Here is a 15,940-nt window from a genome sequence, read left to right on the forward strand (position 1 = left end):
TCAATAGAGCTATATGCAGAATGTGTATATATAATCAGCCCGGATAGATTATTTGTTTATCCGGGCTGACTGAAGTTTAAATAAAAATTAATCCTTAAGCAGGACAGATAGGATATCCTCCGTTTGGACATTTTAATGTACAGTCTCTTATCACATAGCTACCATTGGAAAGTCTGCAGACTCCTTGTACATTACCTCCGGCAATGCTTTTCAATTGTTCTCTGGAAAGGCTTTTTTTGTTTTTTAAATTTTTCATTGTAATATTTTTTGGTTAAGAAATATGTTAATTATTGTGGACATACCACTGCTGGGCATGCACTAAGGCTTGGGCACCGGGGGATCCCGGCAGGAGGGCAGCATTCATATAAACATTCTTTGATAGTGATATTCATTCCATTGCCCATTACATTTTTTAAATACTCTCTTGAGAGCACCTTTCTGTTTTGTGATTTTTTCATTCTTAAAATTTTAGGTTAGTTATAATTTATATGATTTATGAATAATTACTTATTTTTTCTATCATGTATTTTGATCTTTTTTGGAGATTTGATTCGGACGGATAATCATTACCGTTGGAGTAAAGATCATATTATAATTGATTAATAATGCTTTATTTTCTAAAGAATAAAGGCCGAAAAACCTTTGAATCAAATTTTTTACTACCAGATTGATAAAGATCAGAACAATAAGTTGAAAGTGTCTTTTGCATTAAGTAATGCAACTACTTTTGGAGACCATGTGTTGAGAAGTATGCATACCGTTACTTTTTGCTTTGGAAAATAATAGGATTTACCTCCAAAGCCGAATACGTGTCCGTCATGGCCCAGGGCCGCTCCCTGATTGGTATTCAGTTTCATTAATCCCAATCCATATTGTTTATTGTATTTTAAGTCTGGTTCCAGGCGATCAGGATCATTATCTACAAAAGTCTGAAGCTGCTGCATTGAAGCAGGAGAAAGTATTTTATTCGTTAACAGGGTCTCCAAAAATTGAGCTACATCAGAAGATGTTGAAATCATTCCACCGTCAATTGCTCCTTCACCACCGATTCCGTTATTATCTATATGCGTTACTTCAGTCAATGCCTCATTAGCGGTTTCAGCATAATAGGATCGGGTGAGCTGATCGGGGAGCAGAGTGCTTGCTGTCGTGTTTTTCAGCCCCAGGGGGTTGATTATTTTCTCGGTAATTACCCGATAGGAAGGTTTTCCCGTTACTTTTTTTATAACCAGGGAAAGCAGAAGATAATTGGAATTACTATAATATCCCTTTCCAACCGGATCGTCGGCAGGTTTATCATAGATCAGCTGAAGAGTCTGCTCTGCGGAATAATTGACAATACTCCCGTCAAAAACACCGGGGGCGATATCCTGTAAATAATTCCGGATTCCCGCTCTGTGATTAAGGCACTGCTCAATCGTTACCTCATTGGCATTGGCAATATGATCTGTAATAGTGTGAGGAAGATATTTATTGATTTTATCCTTGATATTCAGGAGACCTTCTTCCTGCAATTTCAGAATAGTTGTGGAGGCAAACATTTTCGTCATACTTCCGATGCGGAGCCTGTTATTGGCAGACATCCTGATACCTTTTTCCCTGTCGGCTAGTCCGCCTGAACCGCTCCATATTCCTTCAGGAGAAATGACTGTAATGTTGACACCCACAGCACCGGCCGCTATAAACTGATCAACGATACGCTGATATTTTTTTGCATTCGGGTGCTCGGTGGGTACATTAATAGATTGATCATCCCTGCAGGAATTCATCGCAGCAAAAGCAGCAGTCAGAAATGTTAGAAACCATAGTTTTTTCATAGAAAAATTTTAATGAGTTAGTATTAGATTAAACTGAAACAGATAAATTTCTCTTCTTATGGTATTCTTTTATATTTTCTTAAGATATCAATTACAGGCTGATGGGGAAGGGCATATGATTTATTTCCATTGACACCTTCCATTGTTTCGGCGGCGATCATGGCATTAATGATAGATTCTTCAACGGCTTGTACAGTTGCATCAAACAGAGGATCTATCAGATCATTGGGAAGCACCTTCACTGTGGAAAAATCTTTCCTCTGGAAAGCTGTGGGATTGGCTGTTGAAAAAGCAATGAAAATGTCCCCTGAACTGTTCATTCCATAGCCGCCTACATTCCCGATTCCCAAAGGAACTCTTGATGCAATACGTTTTAATTGATGGGGTAATAACGGCGCATCGGTTGCAATGACCACAATGATGGAACCGTCACCTTCCTGCCGGTAAGACTGTGAAGGCAGTTTTAATTCGCTGCCCACTGTATGCTCCAGTTCTTTTCCTACCGGTACACCTGCGATCTTCAGGGATTCTTTCCTCCCAAAATTAGCCTGAACCAGAGCGCCAACCGTATAAGTAGAATCTCCGATTTTCACAATCCTTGATGCCGTTCCTGTTCCGCCTTTAAAACCAAGGCACATCATTCCGGTTCCTCCGCCAACATTTCCTTCCTGGATTTTACCGGATTTCGCACTATTTAACGCCTCGTAAACATTACTTTCTTTTACCTGAAAACCATAGATGTCGTTTAAAAAACCATCATACGTTTCAGCCACTACAGGATAAGTGTACCACCAATCTTCTTTATACCAATGTTCCTTCACAAACCATTTGAGAACTGCATCTCTCACTACTCCCACACTATTGGTATTGGTAATCATGATAGGGGTTTCTAAAAAACCGGATTCCGTTACCCAGGTAGTACCTGTCATTTCGCCATTCCCGTTCAGTGTGTACCAGTTGGCAAAAACAGGATTATTATTCCGGCCCCTTGGTAAAATAGCTGTAACTCCTGTCCGGACAGGTCCTTTCCCGATTGTATTTTTACCTTTTCCCGAAATAATTGTACTATAACCTACCTCAACTCCCTTTACGTCTGTTATAGAATTGAATGCGCCAACGGTTCCGCTAAATGGAATTCCTATATCCCTGGCCCGTAATTTCTGTCCAAATGTTAAGCTTTGCATATATATTAGTAAAAAAGAGAATATTATATTTTTCATAATTATCAGTTATAGAAGGCGATCAGGCAGCATGAAATACCTTTGAAAACTTCTATATTAAAATTAAATTATTGATTTTTTAGTTTATTCGTGTGATGATTGTTTAACCGAGAAACGTTAAGAGTTCTTTTATAAATGCCTCCGGATTTTCTTCAGCTACCCAATGTGCTGTTTTAGGAATGCGTACTGATGTAACCCTTTCGGCTACTTCTTCCATCATTTCTTTCATAAAAGGTCCACTTGTACTTATTTCTCCTCCAACTGCCAGAACGGGAATAGTTAGTTTCCCATTTTTGGCCAAGCTTTCTTTATTGTCCAGTATATCTTGGTCAAATGCCCGGTAAACTTCCAATCCGGCTTTCATAGCACCGGCTGAAGAATATGCCTGACTAAAAACATCCATATCAGTTTCATTAATGGCAGCTGTATTATAAATACGATAGTTGAAAAAATAATGTAAATATTCCCGTTCACGACCAGTAATAAGCATTTCAGGCAGGTTGTGTACGTTATGGAATGCAAAATGCCAGACCCTGTGATCTGTTCTTATTTTATCAAATATTTTTGTGCCGGGTAAAGGAGCGTCTATTACTACCAGCTGAGATACGGATGTACGGTATTCTTGTGCATAAGCATACGCAATCATTAAACCTATATCATGTCCTATAAGGACTACAGGGGTTTGTATCTTAAGGTGTTCCTTTAACAGGTGGTGAATATCACTGGCCATAGTGCGTTTATCATATCCGCCCGCAGGTTTCCAGGAATCTCCGGCTCCTCGGTAATCCAAGGCAATAACTCGAAATCCCTTATTAACCAATGCAGGTATTACCAATCGCCATTCCCACCATGTCTGCGGAAAACCATGTATCAGAATAATTATATTCTCTCCATTTCCTGCTTCTGCGTAATGTATACGTAATGTACTGCTGATAACTGCCATCCCATGATTCAAGCTAACATCACCAGGTAATTCTTTATGTTTCATATTCTTATAGGTATGTTTCAGTATTAAATTTTTATCTTTACAAAGATCTGATAGGGGCATTTAAACCGGGCTATCATTTCGATAGAAGTAGCTGCCTCAAACTTTCGAATCAATGTTTTTTAATTATTTTTATTTCGATATGCAACTAGATAAACTGCACTACGCAATTTTAAACGAACTACAATTAAACGCCAGAGCGAGCAATGCTGAAATAGGCCGAAAAATAGGACTTACAGCTCCGGCTGTTGCAGCACGTATAAAAAAGCTGGAGGAAACAGGGATAATAAAAGGCTATACTGCTGTTGTGAAATATACAGAATTGCAATACACACAAAATGTTTTAATTGCAATAAAATTACACCCTAGTATTATGATTATGTCCTTTTTAAAAGAAACTGAAGAAATAGAGGGGATTGTAAAAATGGTACATACTATAGGAGAATATTGTTTCTTTTTACATATGTTTCTGAAATCAACACAAGAAATTACTTTAGTCCTGGATCGCTTGAGTAAATTTGGCACAACAAGAACTTATTCTATTCTGTCGGTACCTATTGATCACAAACCAATTACTTTTAAGTAGTGTTAGCCTCCATGAAAGAAATAAGACAAAATGAGGCAGTAGGAGTTTCTTTCTTATCAATGATTATTTAATTATAACAAAACTTCCTTCAACAAGGGTTTTGCAATAGTGGTGCGAAACTGCAAAGTTCAACGGTATTTTTTCAATTCAACTTTTGTATAAAATTGAAGATTTGAATTTTATTGCTGCACCATCACAAAGCCACAAAATAACGTTTAAAATGAATATAAAAATCTCAAAAACGATTCATTAAATTTTAATTTAAATTCCGAAATTCATTAGGGGTAACACCAGTTCTCTGCTTGAATAATCGAATAAAATGCTGCGGATATTTAAAACCCAATTCATAAGCAATCTGACTAATAGATTTATCAACATTGAATACTCTTTGCTTGGCAACATCAATAATTTTATTCTGAATATATTCCTGCGCAGTTTTTCCTGTTTCTTTCTTGATCAAATCTCCAAAATAGTTGGGTGATAAATGTAATTCATCTGCACAATATGCCACAGATGGAAGCCCTACAGTATTAGGTTTCTCAGATGAGAAGTAGTTGTTTAATAATTCTTCAAATTTTTCTAAAATGCCTTTATTCACATTTTCTCTAGTGATAAACTGACGGTCATAGAAGCGGTCACAGTGATTAAGAAAAAGTTCAATATTCGATGTGATGACTTTTTTACTATGTTTATCTACTGGGCGGCTCAATTCAAATTGAATATCAGCAAACATTTCCAAAACCATTTGTTGCTCTTTTGCTGATAGATGCAGCGCTTCATTGGTCTGGTAACCAAAAAATCCATATTCAGAGATGCCCTTACCTAAAGAAGTTCCTTTAATTAAATCCGGATGAAATACTAATCCATGCCCCAAAGGCTGATACTTATCAATTTTGTTTTCTACATCAACAACTTGTCCCGGAGAAACAAAAACCAATGTTCCTTCCTGATAGTCATAGGTTGCCCGACCATATTTCAGATCACCACATTTTACATCTTTTAAAAAAATGCAGTACAGATTAAAATACATTTTAGATCCTGTTCTTTTATGTGCTTTCGAAAAATCTATTACACTTACCAAAGGGTGAAGGGTCTCGTGATTATTAAATTGATTATAATCGTTTACTGTTTCAAAATAGATTGATTGGCTCATAACGGTATCATTTTGTAATACAAATCTAAAGATAAAAATACCCGCTTTTTTACATTATTCCCCAGAACAGTAATATTGGTTACAAGTTCCGTAATCTATCTACCAACAGGCTTGTCAATAAGTTGGAAATTTGCAGTAACAAATTGATTAACCAATTTTATTCTTTGCGAAACAAAAAATAAATAAGATAAAAAATGAAAAAAGTAATATTGAACAATAGCATAGAAATGCCGGTTTTAGGATTCGGAGTATTTCAGGTCCCGGATCCCGCAGAATGTGAAAAAGCTGTTATTGATGCAATTGATACAGGCTATCGATTAATTGATACTGCTGCATCTTACGGTAATGAACAAGCGGTTGGTAATGCCATTAAAAACAGTGGAGTTGCAAGAGAAGATTTATTTATCACGACAAAACTTTGGGTACAAGACACAGGATATGAAAAAACTTTAAAAGCTTTTGAAACATCATTGAATAAACTTCAGTTGGAATATCTGGATTTATACCTTATTCATCAGCCGTACGGAGATATTTTCGGATCCTGGAAAGCAATGCAGGAATTGTATGAACAAGGAAAAGTAAGAGCTATAGGAGTTTCCAATTTCCATCCTGACAGGATCGCAGATTTGGTTGCCAACAGTGGATTTACACCAGCAATCAATCAAATCGAGACTCATCCTTTCCATCAACAGGTTGAAACACAAAAATTCTTAATTGAAAATAATGTACAGATTGAATCCTGGGGGCCTTTTGCAGAAGGAAAGAATGATATTTTTAATAATGAAGTTTTAAAAACGATCGCAGAAAAATATAACAAATCTGTAGCTCAGGTCATTTTGAACTGGTTGACGAGTAGAAATGTTATCGTTATTCCAAAATCTGTAAGAAAAGAAAGAATGGCTGAAAATTTCAACATTTTTGATTTTGAACTTTCTTCTGAAGATATGAATTCAATAGCAACCTTAGACACTGAATCCAGCTTGTTTTTTGATCATAGAGACCCCAACATGGTTAAATGGCTAAGTGAAAGAAAATTGGACTTGTAATCCAATTTCATCAGTAAAAATATGATCAAATGAATAGGTTAGCAATGAAAAATAAGACAATAAAATATATAAGTTTAATCACCTTAATTTTAGTCTCCAATTTTTTTGTTAAAGCACAAAATAAGGTGACACAAAAACCAATTACTATTGCGTCACAAGGCAATTTCTCAGCCGGAGGTTCGGTTATCAAAAGTGAAGGCGTTTTCGATCCGTTAAAACCATGGAATGTGTCTCAAGGAGGGCAAACAAGACACGGAGATCACGCTGATGTTTTTTACCAAATTTCTGTCAAATCTAAAAAACTTTCGATGATTTTCCTGCACGGTTACGGACAGTCTAGACGAAGCTGGCAGACCACAGCGGATGGAAGAGAAGGTTTTTCCAATATTTTTTTAAGAAAAGGTTATAGTGTCTATCTGGTTGATCAACCAGGTCGTGGAGAGGCCGGGCAAACTACAAAACCCGGACAAATTAGCGGTACGCCAGATGACCAGACTTGGTTTACCCAATTTCGAATTGGTCTATATCCCAAATTCAATGAAGGAGTTCAGTTTCCAAAAGACAGCACTTCTATGGATCAATTTTTCCGTATGATGACACCTAATACAGGAAATATAGATGAAGCAACGATTGTTAATGCAATGTCTTCGGTTATGGATAAATCCGGAAACGGAATTCTTTTCACACATTCGGCAGGAGGTTCACCCGGATGGAAAACAGCCATTAAAAATGAAAAAATTAAAGCTGTCGTTGCCTATGAACCCGGAGGATTCACATTTCCGGAAGGTGAAGAACCAGAAGGAAACCGAGGAGGAAAGGGTGTTCCGATGAACGAATTTATGAAACTGACTAAAATTCCCATTGTAGTTTACTATGGGGATTATATTCCAACTGAAGAAACTAATGCAGCATCATTAAATTTTTGGAAAAACGTTCTTACGACAGCAAGACAATGGGCAAAAATCGTAAATAGTCACGGTGGAGATGTTACTATTGTTCATCTTCCTGAACTGGGCATTAAGGGGAATACCCATTTTCTAATGTCTGATTTGAATAATGTAGAAGTTGCAGAGCTCTTATCAAAATGGCTGAAGGAGAAAGGTTTGGATAAGTAATATTGATTAAACAATAATTGATATATGGAAAAGTTGAAAAATTTTGGCGTATGGTTTTGTGCAATACTTCTACTATTATCATCTTGCTCAAAAGCTCAGAAATCAATATCTGAAGAAAAGGAAATGCTGAAAGACAAAAATGTATTGATTGTTTATCTATCACGAACAAAAAATACAAAAACAATTGCCGACATCATTCATCAAAATATTGGTGGAACCTTAATTGAGTTGGCATTACAGAATCCTTATCCCAAAGATTACAAAGCAATTGTAGATCAGGTGGCGAAGGAAAATGAAACCAATTTTTTACCTCCGCTTAAAACAAAGATTGAAAATATTGAAAAATATGACGTGATCTTCTTAGGGTTTCCAACCTGGGGAATGCAGTTACCACCTCCGATGAAAAGTTTTTTGAGCCGGAATAATTTTAAAGGAAAAACAATTATTCCTTTTAATACCAATGCTGGCTACGGGATTGGAAGCAGCTTTGAAACTGTGAAAGAGCTAAGTCCTGAAAGCAGAATATTAGAAGGTTTTACGATTAAAGGAGGAGTTGAACGGGATGGAATTTTATTCGTAATGGAAGGAAAGAAGAAAGTTGAAGCGGAAAAGAAAGTGAAAGAATGGCTGAATAAAATCGGGATGTCAAAATAGCATAATTATAATAATTTTTAAAAGTAAAAAGAATGAGACAACTGAAATATTTGGGTTTTATAGCAGTATTAATGTGTGTTTCACTATTTACAAATACCATAAACGCACAAAAAATGACAAGCTCCAATTCGCAGCTAAGCGAAAAAGATAAAAACATCATCATCATTTCTTCATTTACGGCACAAGGTAAATTAGAGGAATTAAAAGCAAGTTTAAATAAAGGTCTGGATGCAGGATTAACAATCAATGAAATAAAAGAAATTTTGGTACATACTTATGCTTATTGTGGTTTTCCGAGAAGCATAAGAGGTTTACAGACTTTTATGGAAGTTCTTGATGAAAGGAAGGCAAAAGGAATTAATGATATTGTTGGAAAAGAAGCTTCTATTGTTGAGAGTGAAAACAACAAGTATGAACGTGGAAAGGAAATTCTTGGTCAACTTACTACCCAAACAAAGCAACCAGACAAACTTTCGGGCTATTCAGCATTTGCTCCGACAATAGATACATTTCTAAAAGAACATCTATTTGCTGATATTTTCGAGAGAGATCTTTTGACTTATGCGCAAAGAGAACTGGTGACGATTTCTGTAATCAGTGCTATTGGTAATGCAGAACCAATGTTGCAATCTCATCTAGGCATTTCACTAAACGTTGGTTGGTCACCACCGCAGTTGAACGAGTTTGTTACTGTTATCAGCTCTACCGTTAGTATTGAAAAATCAAATGCAGCAAAAATGGTTTTAAATCAGGTTTTAAAAAATAAATCTAAATAAGCCATAAAAATAAAAAAATGAAAAAGATAACAATATCAATAATAGCATTCATCCTGATTGCTACAAGCGTTAGTATTCATGCCCAAACGAAAAAAAATAGTCAATCAAAAATGGGAAAAATTGAAGTAATCAAACGTAATAATCCTTTCGGATTGGTTTATGATGGTGCAATCACAGAAAATACAACAGGAAAAGTAAATATTCATCCTGTAAAGTATAAATTGAATGGAATTGAAATTGCAGCCAATGTTTACACTCCTGCAAATTATGACTCTTCAAAAAAATATGCAGCAATCACTGTTGCACACCCAAACGGAGGTGTTAAGGAACAGACTGCGGGACTTTATGCACAACGCTTAGCGGAAGCGGGCTATATTACAATTGCTGCAGATGCATCTTACCAGGGAGCAAGTGGGGGAGAACCTCGTCACACAGATAAGCCTGTTTATAGAACAGAAGACATTCACGGAATGGCAGATTTTATTTCACAATATCCCGGAGTTGATACCAATCGAATAGGCGCATTCGGTATCTGTGGCGGCGGTGGCTATACTTTGAAGGCGACTCAGTCTGACAAAAGATTTAAAGCAGTTGCTACTTTAAGTATGTTTAACTCCGGTGAAGTACGAAGAAACGGATTTCAAAATTCGGGATTAAAAACAATCCAGGAACGATTGAAACAAGCTTCTGACGCAAGAGCTCAGGAAGCTGCAGGTGGTGAAATTCTTTATTCCGGTGTTGCAAGCATTACCGATGAAGAAATTAAAAAGATCAGTACAGATCTTTATCGTGAAGGATATATTTATTACTACAGAACCAATGCACATCCCAATTCAACATTTTTATATCCGACCAGTAATTTAATGGATTTAATGACCTGGGATGCTGTAGAAAATATGGATTTGATCAATCAACCTTTATTGATGATGACTGGCAGTAAAGCAGATACAAAATATATGACAGATGAAGCATTTCTAAAAGCGGTAAATGCAAAAGAAAAAGAATTGTTCATTATTGACGGTGCAACGCATATCCAAACTTATTGGAGACTAGAATATGTAGAAAAAGCAATGCATAAACTAACTGAATTCTTTGAAAAAAATTTATAACCAATATAAGTTCTAATATAAAATGAAACAAGCAGTTGTATTATTTCTATCAGTGTTATTGTTATCAAGCTGTTGTACTAAGTCTATATTAGAAGTTGGAAAGACTTACATTTTTCCAAAAGGTGAAAAAGTTACCAATAAAAATTTTACAGGTAACGTCTGGCTGCAAATGCTGGCCCAGGATGAGCAAATGAGTATAGGTAATGTAACTTTTGAACCAGGAGCAAGAACCAAGTGGCATTTGCATCCTGGAGGGCAGATTATACTTGTAACTGAAGGTATTGGATATTATCAAGAAAAAGGTCAATTGAAAAAAGTATTGCATAAAGGCGATGTTATAAAATGTCCACCAAATGTTGAACATTGGCATGGAGCAAGTCCAAGCAGTCATCTTGTTCATTTGGCAATTTCAAATAATGGCAAAGGCGCAGTAATGTGGTTAAAACCTGTAACTGATACTGAATATCATAAAGGTGATTGAAAAGCAAATACTATATTCAATTTAACATAATATAAATTATAGGATATTTAATTTGCTATTCAAAAGAGTGTACTAACCACTCCAGAATCACTTATATTTTAATTTTTCCTTCCAGATATCCATTAACGGATTCTAAGAACTCTTCTTAGTCATAAACCGATCCAGAAAATCTTCCAGGTAACCTTCATTTTCAATCTCCTGAAAAATAAACTTCGTGATCTGTGCTGTAAATCGTCTGTACGTTTTAAACAGCGTGAAAAAACAGTCTCTGAAAAAAATTGCCCATATGGCAATTCATGGTCAGAAAAATAATGTTCAGATATATCCCAATCTCTGTCATAAAGATGATGTCCGAAACTAATACTTCGCCAGTTCTCGGCAAAATTTTTGTCAGCCCGTGCAGCGTCTGTATTTCCTCCTAACTTTTGATTTTCTTTATAATACTCTCATTCACGGCTATAATTTATTTTCCCGCATATATTATGTTAAATTAAAATTATTAAAGAGTCCCTCTTTTGATTTAAAAAATACAAAATATTGCCACATGACAGTTTTTATAATACCAAAACAGATTACCTTTATCTTAACCAAAAAAATATAATATGAAACCTAAAATGATCTGGGCCAATCTGGCTGTAGCCAACCTTGAACGCACACAGAAATTTTATACAGAGCTGGGATTCAGGCCCAATAACCCGCACAGCTCTAATGAATTGGTAAGTTTTTTTGCTGGTGACAATGAATTTGTCATTCACTTTTTCTTAAAAAATATCATCGAAAGAAATTTAAGAACAATAAAATTTGGAGACCCTCAAAGTTCCAATGAAATCATTTTCACCCTCTCTGCTGAAAATAAAGAACAGGTAGATGATTGGGCTCAAGAGGTAAAAAATGCCGGAGGAACTATTGTTTCAGAACCTGAAAGTTTTGGAGAAAACTATTACGGGTTTGTTTTTGCAGATCCTGATGGACACAAGTTTAATGTATTTTTCATGTAGAATCAAAAGATATTTTTTGTATTTCGTTTTCACTTATAATAAAGTGATCAACTATTACCAGATAATTGTGATATTTTATTCCGGGAACGTTTTGCCCGTATATCTACTCTATTTCCAGTAAGATAGCATAGTTCCTGCTTTTAAAAACACGGCTTATTTGGACGTTTTATTGCTTCTGTTATTTTATAGATGTTGATTTCGATTAAAAACATATTAGAGACTAATATGTTGACAAATAAAATATTCTAAAACAAATCACTAAAAGCTATTTTTTTTCGCTAAAATCATATATTTGCTGGTAAACAAAAATAACTGTGAGTAAACCTATTCTATTTGGTGAGATTGAAGACATTGAAGAAGGATATCATTTTAATAATAGAAAAGAAATGATGCCAACAAGCTTTCATAGAAATTGGGGAGCAGGAATTGACGGAAATTCTAAAGAAGGTACCGCTGCAATTGTTCTTTCTGGAGGATATGAAGATGATTTAGATTTTGGAGAAGAAATCGTTTATACGGGTGCGGGCGGAAATGATAGCAATACTGGAAAACAAGTAAGAGATCAAACATGGGAAAAAGGAAATGCAGGGCTTCTCATAAGTATGGATCAAGGATTACCCGTAAGAGTTATTCGCGGATCAACACATAAATCCGAATTCTCGCCTAAAAAAGGTTATTCTTATGCTGGATTATATAGTGTTGTTGATGCTTGGGAAGAAACTGGTAAAAGCGGTTTCAAAATTTGTAGGTTTCGCTTAGAATATTCAGGTAATAATCAGCATAAAAAAACAATACATCAAATTGAATTAGACTATTCTGAAAAAATAAAAAAAAGAATAGAAAGTACTGTTTTAAGGATTGTGCGAGATACTAAAGTAGCATGGCAGATAAAAAGATTATATGATTTTAAATGCCAAGTTTGTCAGATTTCTATTCCAACCAAATTAGGTCATTATGCAGAAGGCGCCCATATCAAACCTTTAGGCAAACCTCATGATGGAGATGATAATCCTAATAATCTTATTTGTCTTTGTCCTAATCATCATATCATGTTTGATAAAGGTGTATTTTCAATTAAAGATGACTTACAATTAATTGGTTGTTTATCCGGAAAACTAACAATTAATGATAATCATACATTGAATCTTTCAAATCTACAATACCACCGTCAAACGCATGGTTTCGAATAAAACATTTGCCTCTCAGAAATAATATTATGAGAGGTTTTTTATTTAGATTTATCCATTCATTCCCAGGTTATTATATATCTGCACCTGCCATATTCCCAGTATTTCTTTAAGCATTACAAAAGTAAATGCAGCATTATAACTATTGGGAAAGATCGTTATTTCGGTGTTTATAAAATCTGATGCCTGCGGAATAGGTTTTAATCCGAATGTCTGAAACAGAGCAACAGATCTTTTCATATGAAAACCCGAAGTAACCAGATAAACACTTGTAGGAGCCATCTTTTTCACAATCGGACTTGAGAATTTTGCATTCTGATACGTATTCATACTTTTATCTTCCTTTATAATATCAAAATCTGATACGCCCATTTTTTTAAAGTTTTCACTGAATAATTCTGCTTCACTTGTATGCCCTTTTCCCTTTCCGGAAATGATTATTTTACATGGTATATTATTTTTCTTGAATTCATGATACAATTGATAAGCTGTAACGATTCTGGAAAAAGACATCGTATGCAGTTTTTCAGTATTGTTAATATCTACAACTCCACCTCCTAATACAACAATAACGGGATTCTGACCCGCTGCGTTCTTCATCTCAGAAGTATTGACGTAGCTTTTCTGCAGATATCCTGAGATGAGTTTCCCTAGAAAACCATTTCCTATAAAGATGATCATTAAGACTACCAATACACCAATTCCTATTCTCAGATTTTTGCGTTTATTTTTTCTTTTCAGAAGAGCGATTATTACTACCGCAAGAAATAATAAGAAATAAGGTTCTGCAAAAAGCTGTAAAACACGAAATAATAGGTCTAGTAAAAACTTCATATAATATTGATTAATGTATAGAAAACATCGGATTACAAAGGTAGGTATTTTCCTGATGACCGCCTTTGCAATACATTTTCAAAGGTTTGTTTGAAGCAATTTCATTTTTTATTTAATAAATTTATAAGTTCAGAATATGAAGTACAATGGATTATCAAACATTTCTGCCACAGCCCGATCTGGCTTCTATAATAAAATGCTATTGGACCCTGGACAGTCCTGTGGAAGCCATTCCTCAGATACAAACCATTATTCCGGATGGCTGTATGGAAATGATTTTTCATTATGGTGATCTTTACAACCAATATATTGACGGGAAAGCAGTTCTGCAGCCCAGAAGCTGTGTTTTTGGGCAGCTAACCGAGCCGTTAAAAATAGAACCGACAGGGATTACCGGTATCTTCTCTGTGCGTTTTCATCATGATGGTTTTATTCCTTTTGCTACCATTCCTATTAAAGAAATGGATAATCAGGCTGTTTCACTGGAAAAACTCTTCGGAATACAGGGAACTGAATTGGAAAAAAATGTATTACAAACCTCCACCACAGAAGAAAGAATACATATTATAGAAACCTTTTTATTGGAAAGACTTAATAGAGAAACTATTGACAGAATTGTACAGTCTACCGTAGACCTGCTTTTAAATGTTGAAGGAAAAATATCCGTAAAAGAACTTTCCAGACAAACGAATATCAACAGAAGACAACTGGAACGCAAATTCTCATCTACTATTGGATTAAGTCCGAAACAACTTTCAAAAACCATACGGCTTCAAACTACACTCAGACATCTTCTCAATAAAGAATATGTCAGTCTTACAGCGCTCGCCTACGAATCGGAATATTATGATCAGGCTCATTTCATCAAAGATTTCAAAGAGTTTACAGGACTCACGCCCAAAGAATTTTACGGAGATGCGCTCCAGATGTCTCTCCTGTTTTACGGAAAAGATTCCTGATGTCGCATTTTTACAATTTTAAAACCTCACTTATCTTGAACTTTGCTGAAATAAAATAATTAGGCAATGAAAAGAATATTAATCCTTGCAATCGGTTTATCCATAGCAGGCAGCTGGGCACAACAACAAAGTGAAACCAAAAAAATTGAATGGCTTCTCGGAACCTGGGAAACCAAAACCTCCAAAGGAAACCTCTACGAAACCTGGATCCGAAAAAGTAATACAGAATTTCAGGGAAAAAGCTATTATCTGAAACAAAAAGACACTATTCTTTTTGAAACTGTCCGACTGATAGAGAAAGAAAAAAAATTGCACTACATTGTTTCTGTAAAAAATCAGAACAATGAGCAGTCTGTAGATTTTGCCTCTAAACCGATGAAAGATCCGGCTTCGCTTGTCTTTGAAAATCTCCAGCATGATTTCCCTCAAACTATCACCTATAAAAAAGTGGGCAGAGATTCTTTATTTGCAGAAATTTCCGGAATTATGAACGGAAAAATGGCCAGACAGGCATTTCCTATGAAGAAGATCCAATAAATGGTATCCTGTTTATTATAACAGGTTTTTATATTTTAAGGTATTAACAGCGACAGACAATTAAAATTATCAGAACAATTTCGTATCATTTTTTTTCTATTTATACAATAATTTTATACATTTGCAGCCATCAAACAACACACTTTTTAGTGTGTTAATGAAAGTTAAAATACCCTACCCAATGAAAAAGAAGAAAAGAATCACCGTTCTGATGACTGTACTTCATATATTTTTGGACAGACATTTTTGTAAAGAAAAAACAAAGACTCCAAATTAAATATAGCAGCCTTATAACAACATATTTCGGCCGCCTTTGGCGGCCGAAACTCCCCAATCCTCTTTAAATGCATTCTCGTTCACCATTTCAAAACATTGTTTTTACAGCAAAACGATGTGAGCATTAGGTCCTGTTGCTATCTTCATACTGTACTACTTCCCTTTCCAAAATAATCTGGTTTCTATTTACTGAAAACTATTACTGAT

Annotated in this window: 17 protein-coding genes; 11 read left to right on the plus strand and 6 right to left on the minus strand. The window is 35.3% G+C overall.

The window, feature by feature from the left end:
* Positions 1–94: 94 nt before the first annotated feature.
* From FW781_RS22260 to FW781_RS01730, 4 genes are all read right to left on the minus strand, one after another.
* A complete protein-coding gene (locus FW781_RS22260) occupies positions 95–256 on the minus strand; it encodes a hypothetical protein (protein ID WP_172625640.1) in 162 nt (53 codons plus the stop codon).
* A gap of 421 nt (positions 257–677) precedes the next feature.
* Positions 678–1,817, minus strand: a complete 1,140-nt coding sequence (locus FW781_RS01720) for a serine hydrolase domain-containing protein (RefSeq protein WP_149385844.1) — start codon at positions 1,815–1,817, stop codon at positions 678–680.
* Positions 1,818–1,873: 56 nt separating this feature from the next.
* Complete coding sequence (locus tag FW781_RS01725) at positions 1,874–3,037, minus strand: DmpA family aminopeptidase (RefSeq protein ID WP_149385845.1); 1,164 nt, start codon at positions 3,035–3,037, stop codon at positions 1,874–1,876.
* Between the two features lie 103 nt (positions 3,038–3,140).
* Entirely contained in the window at positions 3,141–4,085 is a 945-nt protein-coding gene (locus tag FW781_RS01730) for an alpha/beta fold hydrolase (RefSeq protein ID WP_228720116.1), read from the minus strand.
* A 79-nt stretch (positions 4,086–4,164) separates the two neighbouring features.
* Here FW781_RS01730 and FW781_RS01735 point away from each other — a divergent pair, with 79 nt between their 5' ends.
* On the plus strand, positions 4,165–4,608 hold the full coding sequence (locus tag FW781_RS01735; RefSeq protein WP_172625641.1) for an Lrp/AsnC family transcriptional regulator: 444 nt from the start codon (positions 4,165–4,167) through the stop codon (positions 4,606–4,608).
* A gap of 256 nt (positions 4,609–4,864) precedes the next feature.
* Here the strand turns inward: FW781_RS01735 and FW781_RS01740 are convergent, their stop codons facing one another.
* Positions 4,865–5,761 (minus strand): helix-turn-helix domain-containing protein, encoded by an 897-nt coding sequence (locus FW781_RS01740; protein ID WP_149385847.1) that lies wholly within the window; start codon positions 5,759–5,761, stop codon positions 4,865–4,867.
* A 194-nt stretch (positions 5,762–5,955) separates the two neighbouring features.
* On the opposite strand from FW781_RS01740, the gene FW781_RS01745 reads away from it, so the two are divergent.
* The 8 genes from FW781_RS01745 (at position 5,956) to FW781_RS01780 (ending at position 13,130) form a co-directional block, all read left to right on the plus strand.
* Complete coding sequence (locus FW781_RS01745) at positions 5,956–6,807, plus strand: aldo/keto reductase (protein ID WP_149385848.1); 852 nt, start codon at positions 5,956–5,958, stop codon at positions 6,805–6,807.
* A gap of 44 nt (positions 6,808–6,851) precedes the next feature.
* Positions 6,852–7,922 carry an alpha/beta hydrolase gene (locus tag FW781_RS01750; protein WP_149387339.1) on the plus strand — a complete coding sequence of 357 codons (1,071 nt, stop codon included), beginning with the start codon at positions 6,852–6,854 and terminating at the stop codon, positions 7,920–7,922.
* A gap of 24 nt (positions 7,923–7,946) precedes the next feature.
* Positions 7,947–8,576 carry a flavodoxin family protein gene (locus FW781_RS01755; RefSeq protein ID WP_149385849.1) on the plus strand — a complete coding sequence of 210 codons (630 nt, stop codon included), beginning with the start codon at positions 7,947–7,949 and terminating at the stop codon, positions 8,574–8,576.
* A gap of 32 nt (positions 8,577–8,608) precedes the next feature.
* The gene (locus FW781_RS01760) at positions 8,609–9,352 is read left to right on the plus strand and encodes a carboxymuconolactone decarboxylase family protein (protein WP_149385850.1); all 744 of its coding nucleotides are present in this window, start codon (positions 8,609–8,611) and stop codon (positions 9,350–9,352) included.
* Positions 9,353–9,462: 110 nt separating this feature from the next.
* Positions 9,463–10,461 carry an alpha/beta hydrolase gene (locus FW781_RS01765; protein WP_228720173.1) on the plus strand — a complete coding sequence of 333 codons (999 nt, stop codon included), beginning with the start codon at positions 9,463–9,465 and terminating at the stop codon, positions 10,459–10,461.
* 22 nt (positions 10,462–10,483) lie between these two features.
* Positions 10,484–10,942, plus strand: coding sequence for a (R)-mandelonitrile lyase (locus tag FW781_RS01770; protein WP_149385852.1), 459 nt, complete (start codon positions 10,484–10,486; stop codon positions 10,940–10,942).
* A 602-nt stretch (positions 10,943–11,544) separates the two neighbouring features.
* Positions 11,545–11,940, plus strand: a complete 396-nt coding sequence (locus FW781_RS01775) for a VOC family protein (protein WP_149385853.1) — start codon at positions 11,545–11,547, stop codon at positions 11,938–11,940.
* Between the two features lie 314 nt (positions 11,941–12,254).
* Positions 12,255–13,130 carry a YDG/SRA domain-containing protein gene (locus FW781_RS01780; protein ID WP_228720118.1) on the plus strand — a complete coding sequence of 292 codons (876 nt, stop codon included), beginning with the start codon at positions 12,255–12,257 and terminating at the stop codon, positions 13,128–13,130.
* 48 nt (positions 13,131–13,178) lie between these two features.
* On the opposite strand, the gene FW781_RS01785 is transcribed toward FW781_RS01780, so the two are convergent.
* Positions 13,179–13,961 carry a YdcF family protein gene (locus FW781_RS01785; protein ID WP_149385854.1) on the minus strand — a complete coding sequence of 261 codons (783 nt, stop codon included), beginning with the start codon at positions 13,959–13,961 and terminating at the stop codon, positions 13,179–13,181.
* A 146-nt stretch (positions 13,962–14,107) separates the two neighbouring features.
* On the opposite strand from FW781_RS01785, the gene FW781_RS01790 reads away from it, so the two are divergent.
* Both FW781_RS01790 and FW781_RS01795 read left to right on the plus strand, forming a co-directional pair.
* Positions 14,108–14,920: a helix-turn-helix domain-containing protein gene (locus tag FW781_RS01790; protein ID WP_149385855.1), complete on the plus strand. Its 813-nt coding sequence runs from the start codon at positions 14,108–14,110 to the stop codon at positions 14,918–14,920.
* 66 nt (positions 14,921–14,986) lie between these two features.
* A complete protein-coding gene (locus tag FW781_RS01795) occupies positions 14,987–15,457 on the plus strand; it encodes a DUF6265 family protein (protein ID WP_149385856.1) in 471 nt (156 codons plus the stop codon).
* Positions 15,458–15,940: the final 483 nt, after the last annotated feature.

Origin of the sequence: Chryseobacterium panacisoli (assembly GCF_008274625.1) — a bacterium.
Lineage (GTDB): Bacteria > Bacteroidota > Bacteroidia > Flavobacteriales > Weeksellaceae > Chryseobacterium > Chryseobacterium panacisoli.

Coding starts and splice junctions, on each gene's coding strand:
- FW781_RS01735 (WP_172625641.1), top strand. CDS start 4,165: ATGCAACTAGATAAACTGCACTACGCAATTTTAAACGAACTACAATTA.
- FW781_RS01725 (WP_149385845.1), bottom strand. CDS start 3,037: ATGAAAAATATAATATTCTCTTTTTTACTAATATATATGCAAAGCTTA.
- FW781_RS01755 (WP_149385849.1), top strand. CDS start 7,947: ATGGAAAAGTTGAAAAATTTTGGCGTATGGTTTTGTGCAATACTTCTA.
- FW781_RS22260 (WP_172625640.1), bottom strand. CDS start 256: ATGAAAAATTTAAAAAACAAAAAAAGCCTTTCCAGAGAACAATTGAAA.
- FW781_RS01740 (WP_149385847.1), bottom strand. CDS start 5,761: ATGAGCCAATCAATCTATTTTGAAACAGTAAACGATTATAATCAATTT.
- FW781_RS01785 (WP_149385854.1), bottom strand. CDS start 13,961: ATGAAGTTTTTACTAGACCTATTATTTCGTGTTTTACAGCTTTTTGCA.
- FW781_RS01750 (WP_149387339.1), top strand. CDS start 6,852: ATGAAAAATAAGACAATAAAATATATAAGTTTAATCACCTTAATTTTA.
- FW781_RS01745 (WP_149385848.1), top strand. CDS start 5,956: ATGAAAAAAGTAATATTGAACAATAGCATAGAAATGCCGGTTTTAGGA.
- FW781_RS01795 (WP_149385856.1), top strand. CDS start 14,987: ATGAAAAGAATATTAATCCTTGCAATCGGTTTATCCATAGCAGGCAGC.
- FW781_RS01770 (WP_149385852.1), top strand. CDS start 10,484: ATGAAACAAGCAGTTGTATTATTTCTATCAGTGTTATTGTTATCAAGC.
- FW781_RS01790 (WP_149385855.1), top strand. CDS start 14,108: ATGGATTATCAAACATTTCTGCCACAGCCCGATCTGGCTTCTATAATA.
- FW781_RS01765 (WP_228720173.1), top strand. CDS start 9,463: ATGGGAAAAATTGAAGTAATCAAACGTAATAATCCTTTCGGATTGGTT.
- FW781_RS01720 (WP_149385844.1), bottom strand. CDS start 1,817: ATGAAAAAACTATGGTTTCTAACATTTCTGACTGCTGCTTTTGCTGCG.
- FW781_RS01760 (WP_149385850.1), top strand. CDS start 8,609: ATGAGACAACTGAAATATTTGGGTTTTATAGCAGTATTAATGTGTGTT.
- FW781_RS01775 (WP_149385853.1), top strand. CDS start 11,545: ATGAAACCTAAAATGATCTGGGCCAATCTGGCTGTAGCCAACCTTGAA.
- FW781_RS01730 (WP_228720116.1), bottom strand. CDS start 4,085: ATGCCCCTATCAGATCTTTGTAAAGATAAAAATTTAATACTGAAACAT.